We start from the raw sequence: 16,763 nt of genomic DNA, 5'->3' as shown, positions 1-16,763 counted from the left end.
TTAGCGAGCTACATTCCTCTCGCACTTACTTAGCGCGCAAACAATTAGCGCAAAAACAGACACCCAACGAGGCCCACACCATGCAAACTCTCTACACTGCAATCGCAACCTCCACTGGCGGCCGTGATGGTCGTGCGATCTCCAGCGACAACATCCTCGACGTCAAACTCGCTACCCCGAAAGAACTCGGCGGTGCCGGCGGCGCAGCGACCAACCCTGAGCAACTGTTCGCTGCCGGCTACTCGGCCTGCTTCATCGGCGCACTGAAATTCGTCGCCAGCCAGACCAAACGCAAAATCCCCGACGATGCCTCGATCACTGCTCATGTCGGTATCGGTCAGATTCCTGGTGGTTTCGGTCTGGACATCGACCTGCACATCAGCCTGCCGGGTCTGGAACAAGCCGACGCGCAGACACTGGTCGACGCGGCGCACCAAGTCTGCCCGTACTCCAACGCCACCCGTGGCAACGTCGACGTGCGTCTGCACGTCACCGTTTAAGCACTGACGCCCCAGGCCCGAACAGGAAATGAACATGAACACTTTCAGCAAAGTCTTGACCGGTACCCTTCTCGCCCTGTCCATCCACAGTGCGTTCGCCGGTGATGTCGAACACAACACTCAGGCCTTTCTCGATGTGTTGAATGCCGGCACCGGCAAGCCGATGGAACAGCTGACACCCAAAGACGCCCGCGCCGTGCTGGTCGGCGCGCAGTCGGGGGTCAAGCTGACGCTGCCCAAAGCAGACGTCAGCGAGAAGACCATTCAGGTCAATGGCCAACCGTTGCAGCTGACCATCGTCCGGCCGGCCGGGGTCAAGGGCGAGCTGCCGGTGTTCATGTTCTTCCATGGTGGCGGCTGGGTACTGGGCGATTTCCCGACCCACGAACGGCTGGTGCGCGATCTGGTGGTCGGTTCGGGCGCGGCGGCAGTCTTCGTCAACTACACGCCGTCTCCGGAAGCGCATTACCCGGTGGCGATCAACCAGGCCTACGCCGCGACAAAGTGGGTCGCCGAGCACGGTAAAGAGATCAATGTCGACGGCCAGCGTCTGGCCGTGGCGGGCAACAGTGTCGGCGGTAACATGGCGGCCGTGGTGGCGCTGATGGCCAAAGACCAAGGCACCCCGGCGATCAGATTCCAGGTACTGCTGTGGCCTGTGACGGACGCCAGTTTCGACACGGGCTCGTATAACCAGTACGCCGAAGGGCACTTCCTCACACGCAACATGATGAAGTGGTTCTGGGACAACTACACCACCGATGCCAAACAGCGTAACGAGATCTATGCCTCGCCGTTGCGAGCAACCACCGCGCAATTGAAGGGCCTGCCGCCAGCACTGGTGCAGACCGCCAGCGCCGATGTATTGCGTGATGAAGGTGAAGCGTACGCACGCGAACTCGACGAGGCGGGTGTAGCGGTAACGTCGGTACGGTACAACGGCATGATTCACGATTACGGCTTGCTCAACGTGGTCAGCCAGGTGCCGGCGGTGCGTTCGGCGATGTTGCAGGCGTCTGAGGAACTCAAGCAACACTTGAAGTAACCACCATCCCATTGTGGGAGCGAGCCTGCTCGCGAAAGCGGTGTGTCATCCGGTTGTGTGCTGACTGACAGAACGCATTCGCGAGCAGGCTCGCTCCCACAGGGGACAGGCGTGAAGCGCAAAACGCAGGCACAAAAAAGCCCGACTCGATGGTCGGGCTTTTTCTTTCCGCGAAAAGCAGTGCTTATTTGGCACGGCCTTTGTAGGAACCGCCTTCGCGGGTATCGATCTCGATCATGTCGCCGATTTCGATGAAGTCAGCAACCGACAGCTCGGTACCGTTCTTCAGTTTGGCAGGCTTCATCACCTTGCCGGAAGTGTCACCGCGAGCGGAACCTTCGGTGTAGTCAACCTGACGCACGATGGTGGTCGGCAGTTCTACGGAAACCAGACGCTCTTCGAAGAACACGGCTTCACAAACGTCGGTCATGCCTTCTTCAACGAAAGGCAGAACGCTTTCGATGTCTTCGGCGTTCAGTTCGTACATGGTGTAGTCAGTGGTGTCCATGAACGTGTAGGTGTCGCCGCTGATGAAGGACAGGGTCGCTTCTTTGCGGTCGAGGATCACGTCGTCCAGCTTGTCGTCCGCACCGTAAACGGTTTCGGTCTTGTAACCGGTCAGCAGGTTCTTCAGCTTGGTCTTCATGATCGCGCTGTTACGGCCCGACTTGGTGAATTCAGCTTTCTGAACCAGCCAAGGATCGTTGTCGATACGGATCACGGTACCGGGTTTGAGTTCTTTACCAGTTTTCATTGCGAATATCCGAATTTGGATGGGATTTACAAAAATCTAGGCCGCGTATCATATCCAATTTAGGTAAAACTGTACCAGCGCCGTGGCAAGATCCGCCTGCAAGCCTTGTTCCAGACACCATTGCTCGGCGTTTTCCTGCAGTTCTGGCCAGTGTTTACGGACCTGGAGCCAGTGCTCGCCGATCGGTTTCCCGGCACTCCAGGCCCGCCACAGACCGCTCATCGCCTCGGCAGCGGCCGGGGAAAGCCCTTTGGTGTAGAGCGCGAGAAAGGCATCGAGCTTGTCCAGGTGAATGTCTTCGTCCTGCTGATAGATGTGCCAGAGCATCGGTCGCCCGGCCCACTGTGCACGGACGAACGAGTCTTCACCGCGCACCGCGTTGAAGTCGCAGCACCACAGCAACTGATCGTATTGATCCTGACGGACGAACGGCAGCACCTGCACCGTCAGCGCCTGACGCACGTCCAGATCGCCGACAGCCAACGCGTCGACCCCGAGCCAGCGCGCAACGTCACCGAGAATCCGCCCTTCCGGCACCAGCAGATGGGTCGGCGTGCTATCGGCCGCCAACGCATCCAGCCAACTGGCCAGCCCGGCATTTTCGTAGGCAAACAACGAGATCAGCTGTGCGTCAGCTGCGCGATCTACGCCCAGGCCGTGCAGAAATTGTCGCTGCGCAGCCGCGTCCTGCTGAAATCGCCGACGCCGCTCAAGCAGACCGTTTTCACGCAGCAAGCCGCCCGTCCCCGGTTGAAATCCGGGAAAGAAAAAGAATTTCTGTACCGACTTGTACTTCACCGACGGCAACCCGTGACAACCGGTGACCCAATCTTCGGCGCTGAGGTAATCGAGGTTCATCCACAGCGGTGGCTGTTGCCGCTCGGCCATGGCATCCATGTACGCCGATGGCAGTTGGCAGGCAAATGCGGCGATCACCACGTCCGCCGCCTCCGTCTGCGGCCAGTCGCTCGGCCAATGCCGCACCTCGACGCCCTGCTGCGATTGCTGCGCCAGGTGGATGTCGATCTCGGGGCAGATACGTTCAAAGGCGCGCAGGTCATCGACCCACAGGCGCACCGCCAGCCCATGCTCGGCTACCAGTTGCCGGGCCAGACGCCAGGTCACGCCGATGTCGCCATAGTTGTCGACCACGGTGCAAAAAATATCCCAGCGGGTTTTCGGTACCGGCATGCAAGACTCCCGTTGGCAAAAGCGCTGATTGTCCGCATAAATGACCTCGCGCAGAAGAGCCGACGGCGATTAATCTTCGTGCGACAATCGCCACTTGCCCGCAATCATCCGCCAGGAGGCAGCCATGCCCTATCGCCCCAACCCGCGTCGTCCCTTGCCCGTTCAGCTTAGCGCGCTGCAACTGACCGGCAGCATCGCCCTGGGCATGTGGCTGGGCTTTCTGGCCATCGCCCTGACCTGCTGGCTGATTTCGCGTTTTGTGTTGACCGAGCAACTGGCACCGGTTGCTCAGGCGGTGCAGCAACTGGCCAAGCCGCCAGCGGCCGTTCAGGTACAACCGGACATTCCGCCACAGAGTCCGCTGTTCGAACAGTACGAAGAAAACCTGCGCAAGAACGAGCAGCAGGCGCGCCTGGATCAGGCTCGCGGCAGCAGTCGCAACCAGTCAAATCCGAAATGCCAGTTCTGGCTGCAACAGGACCAGACCGCGCCGAGCGAAAAGAGCCGCGCCAACGTTTTGCAATTCTGCGATTGATCATGAACAAACACACCGTCCACCAACTGATCCTCGACAAACTGCGCGTCGACCTCGACATCGCCGAACGCGCCGCGCAGACTGCTTACGAAACCGCGACCCACGAAGAGAACATCGCCGAGAACAAGTACGACACCCTCGGACTTGAGGCTTCCTATCTGGCGGCAGGTCAGGCGAAACGGGTTGAGGAAATCCGTCAGTCACTGGCGCTCTGCCAGAACCTGACGCTGCGTGCCTATGACGAAAATCGCGGCATCGAGATCGGCGCCCTGCTCGGTCTGGAGGACGAAAAGGGTCGCGAGCAATGGCTGTTTCTGGCCCCGGATGCGGCAGGCCTGAAAGTCGATGTGGTGGGTCAGCCGATTACCGTCATCACCCCGCGCTCGCCGCTGGGCAAAAGCCTGCTGGGCAAGTTCGAGGGCGATGAAGTGGAGATTCTGGTAGCGGGCACCCGGCAACAGTTTGCTGTCACCGAGGTGCTTTGAGGCAGGGTCTTAGTGGACCGGCAGTTCGACGCCGTCGAACAGCTCTTCCAGTTCCTGCTTGTTGTGGCACTGGATGGCTTTGGCCATCACTTCGCGGGTCAGGTGTGGAGCGAACTTCTCGATGAAGTCGCACATGAAGCCCCGCAGGAAAGTACCGCGACGGAAACCGATCTTGGTGATGCTCGACTCGAACAGTTCGCTGGCATCCAGCACCACCAGGTCGTTATCGAGCTTGGTGTCGACCGCCATCTTGGCGACGATGCCCACACCCAGGCCCAGACGCACGTAGGTTTTGATCACGTCGGCGTCGGCCGCGGTGAACACCACTTTCGGCGTCAGGCCACGATGGCTGAACGCTTCGTCGAGCTTCGAACGGCCGGTGAAACCGAACACGTAAGTCACGATCGGGTATTCGGCCAGCGCTTCGAGGGTCAGCTTCGGCAGCTTGGTCAGGGGGTGGCCCTGGGGCACGACCACGCAGCGGTTCCAGCGATAGCACGGCATCATCACCAGATCACCGAACAGCTCCAGCGCTTCGGTGGCGATGGCGAAATCGACGGTGCCGTCAGCGGCCATCTCGGCGATCTGCATTGGCGAACCCTGGTGCATGTGCAGCGCCACGTCCGGGTATTGTTTGATGAAATTGCTGATCACCGGCGGCAATGCATAACGCGCCTGGGTGTGGGTGGTGGCGATCGACAGGGTGCCTTTTTTCTCGTTGGAGAATTCCTGGGCAATCTGCTTGATGCTTTCGACCTTGCGCAGGATTTCGCCTGCGGTGGTGATGATGCGCTCGCCGGCCGGGGTGACGCGGGTCAGGTGCTTGCCACTGCGGGCAAACACTTCAACGCCAAGTTCGTCTTCCAGCAGGCGGATCTGTTTACTGATACCCGGTTGCGAGGTGTAAAGGCTTTGGGCGGTAGCGGAAACGTTGAGGTCGTGGTGCGCCACTTCCCAGATGTAGCGCAATTGTTGAAGCTTCATATGTATCCCTCAAAGCAGGTAGACGCCACGGGCATCAGCGACGGTATATAACTATATTAATGGTTTGATGAATAAATCTAGAACTTTTTTATCAAAAGGCCATTATTCCCGCTTCAGCGATCCCCCCGGCGCCGGCGCTCCACCAATGGCACCAGATAAACCGGCACCTTGGCCAATTGCAGGACCCGGGTCGCCGTGCGCCCCAAAGGCGTTTCCGCCCCTACGCCGTGGCTGTGAGTGCCTACGATCAGCAAATCCACAGAGAGTTTCTGCACCTGGTCGAGAATCACCTGCGCCGGATCGCCCTGCACTACCCGAACCGCGCAAATCCGCTGCAGATCCTGCTCGCCCTCGTCGCCCAGCTCTTCGCGAAAACTGTCAAGCACCCGTTGCTCGATATTGGCGATGACAGTTTTCAGACCCTGACTGTGAAATTCGTTCAATGCCTGTTCGTCGAGATAACTCTGCAACACCGACTCGGCAAACAGCCCCATGGGTTCCACTGCATGCACCACATACAAGTCGGCATTGAATGTCCGCGCCAGCGCCAGGGCATGCTGCATCACTAAAGGTGCGTACAGACCGAGGTCAGTGGCATACAGCATCGAACGAATCATATGACCTCCTCGCGTGCCAACATGGCGGAGATTTGATTCAGCTTAGCAGTGCCTTGGCGAGTACGACGTGCGACGCAACGTCTTGAAGCACTGGGGCTTTAGATCGACGGTTCGTTACTGATGCCATGCGGTACGTGACCGGTGGCGACCACTTCGCGGGCGGCCTCGCAGTGGCCGGTCTGATCGTCGAAGAACACATCGGCAGCGAAGGCTTCGAGAAACGCCGATTTGGTCAGCCCGCCGAGAAACAGCGACTCGTCGAGGCGGATGTCCCACTCGCGCAAGGTGCGGATCACCCGCTCATGGGCCGGTGCCGAACGCGCGGTAACCAGCGCCGTGCGAATCGGGCAGTCGTCTTCGGGGAACTCGCGTTGCAGCGCATTGAGTGCCGCCAGAAAGCCCTTGAAAGGCCCACCGCGCAATGGCTCGCGCGCCGACTCGCGTTCCTTGGCCTGAAACGCCAGCAGCCCGCCGGCCTGATAAACGCGCTCGGATTCGTCGGAGAACAACACCGCGTCGCCGTCGAAGGCGATGCGCAACTCATCACTGGCCGCGCGACTGGCGCCGCCGGAGAGAATCGTCGCCGCGGCAAACCCGGCGTCCAGCGCGGCGCGCACATCCTCGGCGTGGGTGGACAGAAACAAGTCACAGCCAAACGCTTTGAGATAGGGATACGGACTGCGCCCGCCGACGAAGGCCGCCCGCGAGATGTCCAGCCCATAATGATCGATCGAGTTGAACGCGCGCAGGCCGGTGTCGGCACTGTTGCGCGAAACCAGAATCACCTCGACCCGGGCGCGATCGAGGCGACTGTTGAGGCTCAGGAGTTTTTCCACCAGCGGGAACGCATCGCCGGGCGCGAGAATTTCGTCTTCGTGTTCAATCTGGTATTGCCGATAGGCTTCGACGCCGCTCGCCAGATAGACCTTATGACTCTCGCTCAGGTCGAACAAGGCGCGAGACGAAATCGCCAGCACCAGTTTGTCATCGATGTTCTTGGCCATGCCTTCCCCCACTCCCCCGAAAACCGACTCAAGTGTTGCGTCGGTCGATAAAACTCAATGTGCGATACAGCGCTTCGATCCGTGGCAACTCACAGCCTGCCGCTTTGGCTGCGGCCAGTGGCCGGGCATAAATCGCCTCCAGTTCCAGCGGCCGTTTATGCAGGAAATCGTGGTACATGCTCGGCCAATAGTCGGGCATTTTCTCGGTCATCATGAACAGGTACTCGGCGTAACCGGGCGGAACGTCGTAACCGCAGGCCCTGGCGCCCTGCACCACTTCGGCCATCAACGCCTGGATCAGCGCGCGACTGTCCCCGTCGGCCATCAGCGGCGTGGTGCCGGCGCCGAGCAACACCGAAAGACCGTTGTAGGGAATATTCCACACCAGTTTCTGCCAGCGCGCCTGTTGCAGATTGGGCATCGCCTGCGAATCGATGCCAGCGGCGCGGAACAGACCGGCACCCTCCTCGACCAGCGCCATGCGCGCCGCTTCATCCGCCGCCGGGCCACTGTGATAGCCGACATTCACCGCACCCAAGGCCTGGTGGGTGATGTGCCCGGGACCTTCCCGATGCACGCAGATCAGGCACAGACCACCGAGCAGATGCAGGGAATCGGGCAGCAACTCGCGCAAGCTGTCTTCGACGTCCAGACCGTTCTGCAGCACCAGCACTTTCGCGCCGGGCCTGGCCGCAGCGATGATCGCCGGGGCCAGACCCGCGCTGCTGGTGGTCTTGGCGCCGACCAGCAACCAGTCGCAAGCCGGCATGTTCTCGGCCTTCGCATACGCCTGCACCGGGTTCAGCGTCAGGGTGCCATGCACGGCACTGTCCACCTGCAAACCACGTTCGGCCACCGCCGAGAATTCACTGCGCAGTAAAAAGTGCACATCGAAACCGGCCCGCGCCAGCATCAGACCGTAAAACCCGCCAATGGCCCCGGTGCCGATAATCCCGATCACCGGTTTGCTGTCTGCTCCCACCATCTATGGCAACTCCTCTGCAATTCGACCCAGCGCCTGCGCCACTGCCGCGTTCAGCGCAACGGCGGTCAGACGCGTGTGCAATGCCCCAAAGAACTCGCCGTCGCGCACCACAAACAGCGCCGGCAAATGAAAGACCTGATAACGCTCCACCAACCCGCCGTTGTCGCCGGCATCGATCCAGCACAGGCGATCCACCGCCAGCTCGAACCCGGGCAACACCTCTCTGGCATAGCGGCAGCTGGAACAGCCGACGCTGGTGAAAATCACCAGCGAAACGCCGCTCATCGCCAGCAGCCGCTGGTCGGCGTCGAAATCGGTCAGCTCGGATTCGACCACTATACTGGGTGAAACAATGTCAAATGGCCGACACAGGGAGTCTGTGCTCATGGGACGTTTCATTCCTCATCCGGACGAAGTGCCGGTTGAATTAACCTTGCTCAAGCCCGAGTGTATTTCCAGGCAACAGCTGCACACTATCAGCCTCGGCGGGATCGCTTGCAATTATCACCGCGCCTGGCGCCACGGCACGGCGCTGCAGGTGCGCATGCCGACACTCAACGCCGAGATCTGTTATCCGGGCTATGTCGCGTGGTGTCTGCGGCGCAAAAAGGGCTATCTGGTGGGGATCGCGTTCACCGATGAGCAGACGCTGTTCAGTGCCCGGATGGGCGAACAGGTGTGCCAGATCGAACGTTATTGCCGCATGAACGAGGCCCACGACGATCTGCAGGATATTCAGGCGCTGGCCCTGCAATGGGTCGAACAACACGCCGACGAGTTCTCCCACGACAGCGTGCGCAAGGCTTTTGCCCAGCCAGTGCTGGATTAAAGCGGCGTTTGCCCATTGTCGAGCCGCGTCTGACGCGCTAAGGTTCGGCTCCCCGACGCGCTTAAATCTGCTGTGCTCCGCCGCGCGGGGATCGCTGGCGGCCGGCACCCGTGACCTGACGAGTAAACGATGGCTGATTTACCGATCAACGACCTAAACGTCGCCTCTAACGAGACCCTGATCACTCCCGATCAGCTCAAGCGTGATATCCCTCTGAGCGATGCTGCGCTGCGCACCGTCACCAAGGGCCGCGAAGTCATTCGCAACATTCTTGATGGCACCGACCACCGTCTGTTCGTAGTGATCGGCCCGTGCTCGATCCACGATATCAAGGCTGCCCACGAATACGCCGATCGCCTCAAGGTGCTGGCGGAGGAAGTCTCCGACACCCTGTATCTGGTCATGCGCGTGTATTTCGAGAAGCCACGAACCACCGTTGGCTGGAAAGGCCTGATCAACGATCCGTACCTGGATGACTCGTTCAAGATTCAGGACGGTCTGCACATCGGTCGCCAGTTGCTGCTGGACCTGGCCGAGAAAGGCCTGCCGACCGCCACCGAAGCCCTCGACCCGATCTCCCCGCAGTATCTGCAGGACCTGATCAGCTGGTCGGCCATCGGCGCACGCACTACCGAATCCCAGACCCACCGTGAAATGGCTTCCGGCCTGTCCTCGGCTGTCGGCTTCAAGAACGGCACTGACGGCGGCCTGACCGTGGCGATCAACGCCCTGCAGTCGGTGTCCAGCCCGCACCGTTTCCTGGGGATCAACCAGGAAGGTGGCGTGTCGATCGTCACCACCAAGGGCAACGCCTACGGTCACGTGGTGCTGCGTGGCGGCAACGGCAAGCCGAACTACGATTCGGTCAGCGTCGCCCTGTGCGAACAGGCGCTGAACAAGGCGAAGATCAAACCGAACATCATGGTCGATTGCAGCCACGCCAACTCCAACAAGGACCCGGCCCTGCAACCGCTGGTGATGGAGAACGTCGCCAACCAGATCCTCGAAGGCAACCAGTCGATCATCGGCCTGATGGTCGAGAGTCATCTGAACTGGGGCTGCCAGGCCATCCCGAAAGACCTCGCCGACCTGCAATACGGCGTGTCGATCACCGATGCCTGCATCGACTGGTCCGCCACCGAGAACACCCTGCGCGGCATGCACGCCAAGCTCAAGGATGTTCTGCCGAAACGTCAGCGCAGCTGATCAGCGTTTCACGGGCATAAAAAAACGCCGGGCATTGCCCGGCGTTTTTGTGTGTGCGATTCAGATCTTGGCGGCGCGGCGCTGATGACGTTCCATGTAGCGCTCAACATAGGAGCACGACGGGATCACCGTGTAGCCCATTTCTTCAGCGTACTGCAGCGCGCTTTCGGTCAGCGCGGCGGCAATGCCACGGCCGCGCAAGGCGTTGGGCACGAAGGTGCGATAGATATCCAGGGTCTGTTTCCCCAGATCCATATAGGTCAGGTAGGCACGATGACCGTCCACATTGGTCTCGAACTGATGACCAGCCTGGTCATGGTGGATGGACAACGCCTCGCTCATCACTACTCCTCGCGGGTCTCGAATTCTGACCCCTACCTTACCGATGTTTTTCCGGCGAAGGAACATCTACGCCACCCCGTGCCTGATGGACACCGAGAAAAACCACACCGGTCTCGCGCAATCGAGCACGTCATAAATAGTAGGCACCATTGGCGAAAATGCTCAAGGTGCGCTCGTCATCATGCTCGTTGAACGGGTGACTCCGATGGGCGTAGTGGCAGGCGCGGGGACGATCTTCCCCAGGCACTCGCCTGAACATTGCCGGATGTCGAGACTTAAGACGCAGCCTCTTCTTTAAAGTCACCTCAAGAGCGACAAAGATATGTGAGGTGTCATGCAAAATCGGAACAAAAGTGTAGACGAATTCATCTAGGCAGACTTGGTGCAAGACGCAGAAACAGCACCGGACAACGGGAACTTTTTCTCATTAACACGCTCAGGCCGGGGCCTGCAGCTGGATATTTTTTATACAGCCCGGTTAAAAGTTGCTCGAAAAAGAATCAACGCCTACAATTTTTTTTGCTTCTTGCGCTCCGTCAGTTTACTTACTACAAGTAATGGGTAGTATGTACGCCGGCTATTTCCTCAATCGGAGGAGAAAGCCACTTAATTGAAAGTCCTTGAAGGGGAACACGATGAACAACGTTCTGAAATTCTCTGCTCTGGCTCTGGCCGCAGTTCTGGCTACCGGTTGCAGCAGCGCATCGAAAGAAACCGAAGCACGTCTGACCGCTACTGAAGACGCAGCTGCTCGCGCTCAAGCTCGTGCAGACGAAGCATACCGTAAAGCTGATGAAGCTCTGGCTGCTGCTCAAAAAGCACAACAGACTGCTGACGAAGCTAACGAGCGTGCTCTGCGTATGCTGGACAAAGCTAGCCGCAAGTAATAATCCCTCGGGATTGTTATCAAGCCGACCCATTTTTTGGGTCGGCTTTTTTATTGCCGGTACTTTCCGCCGGGCAATAAAAAACCCGCCGACGCTGCACGCGCCTGCGGGTTTTGATCGACTTACTGCTGCAGGTCGATCGGGGTGTTCGAGACCATCGGCGCCGAGGTATTCGGTGTGCCGATTTCAGTTGGCAGGCCATCTTCGGCCGCTACCACATCACGCACGACATCCCAGTTCACGCGCAGGTTGTTGGTGACATCTTCGCGCTTGAGCATCGCATTGATTACTGCAGTGTGCTTGTCGACCACTGACGGGTTGCCCTTGTCATCGATGGGTGTGTGCGCTTCCAGATAGACCTTGCCGCCACTGCTGCCGAACTTGTACGCATCGTTGAGAATGCGCACCGAAGTGCCGACCGGCACCATGGCCGCCATTTCCAGCACGTTGTTGTTGAACATGCGGAAGCAGCCGTGGCTGGTGCGCATGCCGATGCCGAACTTCTTGTTCGAACCGTGGATCAGGTAGCCCGGTGTACCCAGGGTGAACTTGAACGGCCCCAGCGGGTTGTCCGGGCCGGCCGGTACCACGTTCGGCAGCGGATCACCGTCGGCGGCGTGCTCGGCCTTGATCGAGGCCGGAGGGGTCCAGGTCGGGTTCGGCGTCTTGGCAGTGATCGAGGTGTGCGCGATTGGCGAGCCCCAACCTTCACGACCAATACCCAACGGGAAGGTGTACACCACGTTCCGGCCTTTCGGGTAGTAGTAGAGGCGGTACTCGGCAAGGTTGATCACGATGCCTTCGCGTGGACCCGGCGGCAGAATGAACCGGGTCGGCAGGACGATTTCGGTACCGGCGCCCGGCAGCCAGGCATCGACGCCCGGATTGGCCGCGACCATTTCCGAATAACCCAGGTCGTACTTGGTGCCCAGGTCAGCGAAGGTGTCTTCGTATTTGGCCTTGATCACCTGCACCTGGCCGATGATGTCCTCACCGGGTGGTGGCAGGGGAAACTCCAATGCAGCAACGGGACCGGCCACACACAGGGCGGCAAGTGACAGGCAGCGGGTGACGGCAGGAAAGCGCGGCAACATCCGGAAAATCCTTCGCATGATCAACAAGGGTATAAGAGCGCGATTGTACACCGCACCTCGGGAATTCGGGGAGATGCGCCGATGGCCAGCCAGAAGTCTTCATGTAGGAGCTGTCGCAGGCTGCGATCTGTTGATCCTAGAGTTCGAAACGCAACTCAGGCCAGATCGGCGAGGTGCCGCGCTTCTGCGACTCGAGAATCGCCCGGCACAACGAACACAGACGCTGATCCTGAAACACCCGACGATCCACACTCGACCAACGCGGTTGGGCTGGAAGCAGACTGCCACACAACGTGCGGTCTGCCGAGCCACCGAGTTCGAGCTGACGGGTCACCAGATGCACCCGCACTTCCTGGCAGGCGAACAGATCCAGCTGTTCGTCAGGCTCGATCAGTTGGTAGGCAAACAGGGACCAGGCAGGACGCGGCATCGGGGGCTCCAAATAAGGGGGCGCCACATTAGCCGAAAGCCTGCCACTAGAAAAGCCTCATAACAGCGGTTTTAGCGTCGGCCAGACATTTTCCAGCAACTTGCCCTGAGCCCCGGCGGCCGGGTGCAGACCATCGGCCTGCATCAGCTCGGGATGCCCACCCACGCCGTCGAGGAAAAACGGCACCAGCGGGATTTTTTTATCGTCCGCAAGTTTGCCGTAGACCTCGGCAAAGGCATCGGTGTAACGCTTGCCGTAGTTGGGCGGCAATTGCATGCCCAGCAGCAACACCTTGGCGCCACTCTGGCGCGAGCTGTCGATCATCGCCGCAAGGTTTTGTTGCAATTGCGTTGGCGGCATTCCGCGCAGGCCATCATTGCCCCCAAGCTCGAGGATCACCAGTTCCGGCTTGTGCTCTGCAAGCAGCGCCGGCAGGCGCGCCTGGCCTCCGGCACTGGTGTCGCCGCTGATCGAGGCATTGACCACTTTGTCGTCAAAACCCTCCTGCTTGAGCCGTTGCTCGAGCAGCGATACCCACCCCAGGCGGGTATCCAGTCCGAAACCGGCGCTGATACTATCGCCAACGATCAGGACAGTACCCGCCGCTGCGTTCTGGGCCATGCACATCAAGGCCAGGCCAGCACTCAAAAACCAAACACGCATCGGATTCTCCATGGGCGCAAGCATTCTCACCGCGAAGAACCTCAGCAAAGTGGTTCCCAGCGCGGAAGGTGAACTGACTATCCTGCACGAACTCAGCCTGGAACTGAACCAGGGCGACAGCCTGGCCATCGTCGGCGCGTCCGGTTCCGGCAAATCCACCCTGCTCGGCCTGCTCGCCGGCCTCGACCTGCCAAGCAGCGGCGAAGTCATCCTCGCGGGGCAAGGCCTGAGCAATCTCGACGAAGACCAGCGCGCGCGCATCCGTGCCGAACACGTGGGTTTCGTCTTTCAATCCTTCCAGTTGCTGGACAGCCTCAACGCCCTGGAAAACGTCATGCTGCCGCTGGAACTCGATGGCCGCAAAGACGCCCGAGAACGCGCCACCGAACTGCTGCAACGAGTCGGTCTCGGCCAGCGCCTGACACACTCGCCGCGCCAGCTCTCCGGCGGCGAACAACAGCGCGTGGCGATTGCCCGGGCTTTCGCTGCCGAGCCGGACGTGCTGTTCGCCGACGAACCCACCGGCAACCTCGACAGCCACACCGGCGAGCGCATCAGCGACTTGCTGTTCGAACTGAACAAGGAACGCGGCACCACCCTCGTGCTGGTGACCCACGACGAACGCCTGGCCCATCGCTGCCGGCGCCTGATCCGACTTGAAGCCGGGCTGCTGGTCGCCCCTCTGGAGCCTTGATGGCACGCCTGCCGCTGTTGCGTCTGTTCAGTCTCGCCCTACGTCAACTCATGCGCGATGCCCGCGCCGGCGAATTGCGCGTGTTGTTTTTTGCCTTGGTCGTGGCGGTTGCGGCGAGTACCGCCATCGGCTACTTCGGCGCCCGCCTCAACGGTGCGATGATGCTGCGCGCCACCGAGTTCCTTGGCGCCGACCTGGTGCTTGAGGGCAGCTCGCCGGCCCGCGACGAGCAGATCCGCAGCGGCACCGAGCTGCGCCTGAATCATGCGCAGGTGGTGGAGTTTTCCAGCGTCATTGCCACCGACAATGGCATTCAGTTATCGAGCATCAAAGCCGTCGACCGCGCCTACCCGCTGCGCGGCGAGCTGAAAAGTGCCCCGGCCCCGTTTGCCGCTGAAACCTCGGGCGGCGAGCCGCAACCCGGTGAAGCCTGGGTTGAAGCTCGTCTGCTGACTGCGCTGGATCTGAAGATCGGCGACAGCATCGACGTCGGCATGAAAACCTTGAAGCTGACCCGCGTGCTGACTTACGAGCCGGATCGCGCCGGCAACTTCTACAGCCTCACGCCTCGGGTGATGATCAATCTCGATGACCTCGCTGCCACTGGCGTAGTGCAACCCGGCAGCCGCGTGAGTTATCGCGAGCTGTGGCGTGGCGAACCGCAGGCACTGGAAACCTATCGACAACTGATCAAACCCGGCCTGGCCGCCAATCAGCGCATTCAGGATGCGCGCGACGGTAACCGGCAGATCGGCGGCGCGCTGGGCAAGGCCGAGCGCTACCTGAACATGGCCAGTCTGGTCGCGGTGCTGTTGGCCGGTGTAGCCGTGGCGCTGTCGGCCAACCGCTTCGCCAGTCGCCGCTTCGATGCCAGTGCCTTGCTGCGCTGCCTTGGTTTGTCGCGTCGGGAAACCATGTTGCTGTTCAGCATTCAACTGACCGTACTCGGCCTGTTCGCTGCCCTCAGCGGCGCAGTGCTCGGCTGGCTGGCGCAACTGGGCCTGTTCGCTCTATTACATGATCTACTGCCTGCCGATGTGCCACCGGGCGGCCTGTTTCCGGCGCTCGCCGGGATCGGCACCGGGCTGGTGGCGCTGGCCGGCTTCGCCCTGCCGCCACTTGCCGCGCTGGGTCGGGTGCCACCGCTGCGGGTACTGCGCCGCGACATGCTGCCGATTCCGTCGAGCACCTGGATGGTCTATGGCGCGGCGCTGGGTGCACTGGGCCTGATCATGTGGCGTCTGAGTCTGGATCTGCTGCTGACCTTCGCCCTGCTTGGCGGTGGCGTGGTCGCTGCGCTGGTGCTGGGTGGCTTGCTGCTGTTGTTGCTCAACAGCCTGCGCCGAATGCTCGCCCGCGCGCCGCTGCCGTGGCGTCTCGGCCTGGGGCAGCTGCTGCGTCATCCACTGGCCGCTGCCGGTCAGGCGCTGGCGTTCGGTCTGATTCTGCTGTCGATGGCGCTGATCGCCCTGCTGCGTGGCGAGCTGCTCGACACCTGGCAAAACCAGTTGCCGAAAAACGCCCCCAACTACTTCGCCCTGAACATCCTGCCGGCGGACAAACAGGCCTTCACCGATCACTTGATCAAGGTGTCCGCGCAGGCGGCGCCGCTGTACCCGGTGGTGCCGGGACGGCTGATCAGCATCAACGGCGAACCGGTGCAGCAGATCGTCAGCAAGGATTCGGCCGGCGACCGTGCCGTGCAACGTGACTTGAGCCTGACCTGGGCCGCCGACCTGCCGGCCGGTAACAAGCTCACCGCCGGTACGTGGTGGACCGGGCAACCCTCGGACGACGTACCGGGCGTGTCGGTTGAAGGTAAAGTCGCCGAAAGCCTCAAGCTCAAACTCGGCGATCACATGGTGTTCAGCGTCGGCGGGGTCAATCGTGAAGCGAAAGTCACCAGCCTGCGCGAGATCAACTGGGACAACTTCCAGCCGAACTTCTTCATGATCTTCCAGCCCGGCACCCTGAAGGATCTGCCGGCGACTTACCTGACCAGTTTCTATCTGGCCCCCGGTCACGATCAGCAGATCGTCGAGCTGTCGCGGGCATTCCCGGCGGTGACCATCCTTCAGGTCGAAGCCCTGCTCGAACAGCTGCGCAGCATCCTCGCCCAGGTCACCCTGGCGGTGGAATACGTGTTGTTGTTTGTGTTGGCGGCGGGGATGGCGGTGCTGTTCTCCGGCTTGCAGGCAACCTTGGATGAACGCATTCGCCAAGGTGCGCTGCTGCGTGCGCTGGGCGCGCAACGGCAGTTGCTGATCAAGGCGCGGCGCATCGAGTTCGGCTTGCTCGGTGCGGTCAGCGGTTTGCTCGCGGCCATCGGTTCGGAAGTGGTGAGTCTGGTGTTGTATCGCTATGCGTTCGACCTGCCATGGCATCCGCATCCATGGCTGCTGATGCTGCCGTTGATTGGCGCCGCGCTGATTGGCGGTGCCGGCGTGTTCGGTACGCGTCGAGCATTGAATGCGAGTCCGCTGACAGTCTTGCGCGAGGGTTGATAGACTCCAGCCTT

Annotated in this window: 20 protein-coding genes; 9 read left to right on the top strand and 11 right to left on the bottom strand. The window is 60.6% G+C overall.

What is annotated here, in order from left to right:
* Positions 1 to 80 precede the first annotated feature (80 nt).
* Together LVD08_RS11950 and LVD08_RS11945 are read left to right on the top strand one after the other, a co-directional pair.
* Positions 81 to 500, top strand: a complete 420-nt coding sequence (locus LVD08_RS11950; protein ID WP_027613448.1) for an organic hydroperoxide resistance protein — start codon at positions 81 to 83, stop codon at positions 498 to 500.
* Positions 501 to 534: 34 nt separating this feature from the next.
* Positions 535 to 1,545, top strand: coding sequence for an alpha/beta hydrolase (locus tag LVD08_RS11945; RefSeq protein ID WP_247268213.1), 1,011 nt, complete (start codon positions 535 to 537; stop codon positions 1,543 to 1,545).
* Between the two features lie 184 nt (positions 1,546 to 1,729).
* Here LVD08_RS11945 and LVD08_RS11940 read toward each other — a convergent pair whose 3' ends face one another.
* Positions 1,730 to 2,299, bottom strand: a complete 570-nt coding sequence (locus tag LVD08_RS11940; RefSeq protein WP_003226785.1) for an elongation factor P — start codon at positions 2,297 to 2,299, stop codon at positions 1,730 to 1,732.
* Positions 2,300 to 2,347: 48 nt separating this feature from the next.
* Positions 2,348 to 3,490 carry an elongation factor P maturation arginine rhamnosyltransferase EarP gene (earP, locus tag LVD08_RS11935; protein WP_097088308.1) on the bottom strand — a complete coding sequence of 381 codons (1,143 nt, stop codon included), beginning with the start codon at positions 3,488 to 3,490 and terminating at the stop codon, positions 2,348 to 2,350.
* Between the two features lie 124 nt (positions 3,491 to 3,614).
* Between earP and LVD08_RS11930 the strand changes: the two genes are divergently transcribed.
* Both LVD08_RS11930 and LVD08_RS11925 read left to right on the top strand, forming a co-directional pair.
* Complete coding sequence (locus LVD08_RS11930) at positions 3,615 to 4,025, top strand: hypothetical protein (RefSeq protein ID WP_041069540.1); 411 nt, start codon at positions 3,615 to 3,617, stop codon at positions 4,023 to 4,025.
* 2 nt (positions 4,026 to 4,027) lie between these two features.
* Positions 4,028 to 4,510: a GreA/GreB family elongation factor gene (locus LVD08_RS11925; protein ID WP_003226791.1), complete on the top strand. Its 483-nt coding sequence runs from the start codon at positions 4,028 to 4,030 to the stop codon at positions 4,508 to 4,510.
* A gap of 9 nt (positions 4,511 to 4,519) precedes the next feature.
* On the opposite strand, the gene cysB is transcribed toward LVD08_RS11925, so the two are convergent.
* The 5 genes from cysB to LVD08_RS11900 form a co-directional block, all read right to left on the bottom strand.
* Positions 4,520 to 5,494 carry an HTH-type transcriptional regulator CysB gene (gene cysB, locus LVD08_RS11920; protein WP_007908591.1) on the bottom strand — a complete coding sequence of 325 codons (975 nt, stop codon included), beginning with the start codon at positions 5,492 to 5,494 and terminating at the stop codon, positions 4,520 to 4,522.
* A gap of 113 nt (positions 5,495 to 5,607) precedes the next feature.
* Complete coding sequence (locus LVD08_RS11915; protein WP_027613453.1) at positions 5,608 to 6,111, bottom strand: universal stress protein; 504 nt, start codon at positions 6,109 to 6,111, stop codon at positions 5,608 to 5,610.
* Positions 6,112 to 6,209: 98 nt separating this feature from the next.
* Complete coding sequence (locus tag LVD08_RS11910; RefSeq protein ID WP_027613454.1) at positions 6,210 to 7,115, bottom strand: 5'-nucleotidase; 906 nt, start codon at positions 7,113 to 7,115, stop codon at positions 6,210 to 6,212.
* Between the two features lie 28 nt (positions 7,116 to 7,143).
* The gene (locus LVD08_RS11905; RefSeq protein ID WP_247268212.1) at positions 7,144 to 8,100 is read right to left on the bottom strand and encodes a putative 2-dehydropantoate 2-reductase; all 957 of its coding nucleotides are present in this window, start codon (positions 8,098 to 8,100) and stop codon (positions 7,144 to 7,146) included.
* Positions 8,101 to 8,487, bottom strand: coding sequence for a thioredoxin family protein (locus tag LVD08_RS11900; RefSeq protein ID WP_115989230.1), 387 nt, complete (start codon positions 8,485 to 8,487; stop codon positions 8,101 to 8,103).
* On the opposite strand from LVD08_RS11900, the gene LVD08_RS11895 reads away from it, so the two are divergent.
* Together LVD08_RS11895 and LVD08_RS11890 are read left to right on the top strand one after the other, a co-directional pair.
* Positions 8,486 to 8,929 (top strand): PilZ domain-containing protein, encoded by a 444-nt coding sequence (locus LVD08_RS11895; RefSeq protein WP_003226800.1) that lies wholly within the window; start codon positions 8,486 to 8,488, stop codon positions 8,927 to 8,929. The two genes, LVD08_RS11900 and LVD08_RS11895, sit on opposite strands and share 2 nt — an antisense overlap.
* Before the next feature lie 129 nt (positions 8,930 to 9,058).
* The gene (locus LVD08_RS11890) at positions 9,059 to 10,135 is read left to right on the top strand and encodes a 3-deoxy-7-phosphoheptulonate synthase (protein WP_027613457.1); all 1,077 of its coding nucleotides are present in this window, start codon (positions 9,059 to 9,061) and stop codon (positions 10,133 to 10,135) included.
* A 60-nt stretch (positions 10,136 to 10,195) separates the two neighbouring features.
* Here LVD08_RS11890 and LVD08_RS11885 read toward each other — a convergent pair whose 3' ends face one another.
* Positions 10,196 to 10,477, bottom strand: a complete 282-nt coding sequence (locus tag LVD08_RS11885; protein WP_003226804.1) for a GNAT family N-acetyltransferase — start codon at positions 10,475 to 10,477, stop codon at positions 10,196 to 10,198.
* A gap of 635 nt (positions 10,478 to 11,112) precedes the next feature.
* On the opposite strand from LVD08_RS11885, the gene oprI reads away from it, so the two are divergent.
* The gene (oprI, locus tag LVD08_RS11880; RefSeq protein ID WP_025113130.1) at positions 11,113 to 11,364 is read left to right on the top strand and encodes an outer membrane lipoprotei OprI; all 252 of its coding nucleotides are present in this window, start codon (positions 11,113 to 11,115) and stop codon (positions 11,362 to 11,364) included.
* A 122-nt stretch (positions 11,365 to 11,486) separates the two neighbouring features.
* Here oprI and LVD08_RS11875 read toward each other — a convergent pair whose 3' ends face one another.
* From LVD08_RS11875 to LVD08_RS11865, 3 genes are all read right to left on the bottom strand, one after another.
* Positions 11,487 to 12,458 carry a L,D-transpeptidase family protein gene (locus LVD08_RS11875; RefSeq protein ID WP_027613458.1) on the bottom strand — a complete coding sequence of 324 codons (972 nt, stop codon included), beginning with the start codon at positions 12,456 to 12,458 and terminating at the stop codon, positions 11,487 to 11,489.
* Positions 12,459 to 12,594: 136 nt separating this feature from the next.
* The gene (locus LVD08_RS11870; RefSeq protein ID WP_003226812.1) at positions 12,595 to 12,888 is read right to left on the bottom strand and encodes a hypothetical protein; all 294 of its coding nucleotides are present in this window, start codon (positions 12,886 to 12,888) and stop codon (positions 12,595 to 12,597) included.
* Between the two features lie 57 nt (positions 12,889 to 12,945).
* Entirely contained in the window at positions 12,946 to 13,551 is a 606-nt protein-coding gene (locus tag LVD08_RS11865; protein WP_007964780.1) for an arylesterase, read from the bottom strand.
* A 10-nt stretch (positions 13,552 to 13,561) separates the two neighbouring features.
* Here LVD08_RS11865 and LVD08_RS11860 point away from each other — a divergent pair, with 10 nt between their 5' ends.
* Positions 13,562 to 14,245 carry an ABC transporter ATP-binding protein gene (locus tag LVD08_RS11860; protein ID WP_007964778.1) on the top strand — a complete coding sequence of 228 codons (684 nt, stop codon included), beginning with the start codon at positions 13,562 to 13,564 and terminating at the stop codon, positions 14,243 to 14,245.
* A complete protein-coding gene (locus LVD08_RS11855) occupies positions 14,245 to 16,749 on the top strand; it encodes an ABC transporter permease (RefSeq protein WP_097088314.1) in 2,505 nt (834 codons plus the stop codon). Before LVD08_RS11860 ends, LVD08_RS11855 begins: the two co-directional genes overlap by 1 nt.
* The last annotated feature ends 14 nt before the right edge of the window (positions 16,750 to 16,763 follow it).

The sequence above is a fragment of the Pseudomonas sp. YL2 genome (assembly GCF_023063025.1).
GTDB classification, from domain to species: domain Bacteria; phylum Pseudomonadota; class Gammaproteobacteria; order Pseudomonadales; family Pseudomonadaceae; genus Aquipseudomonas; species Aquipseudomonas putida_A.
This window is presented reverse-complemented; position numbering and strand designations above follow the sequence as displayed.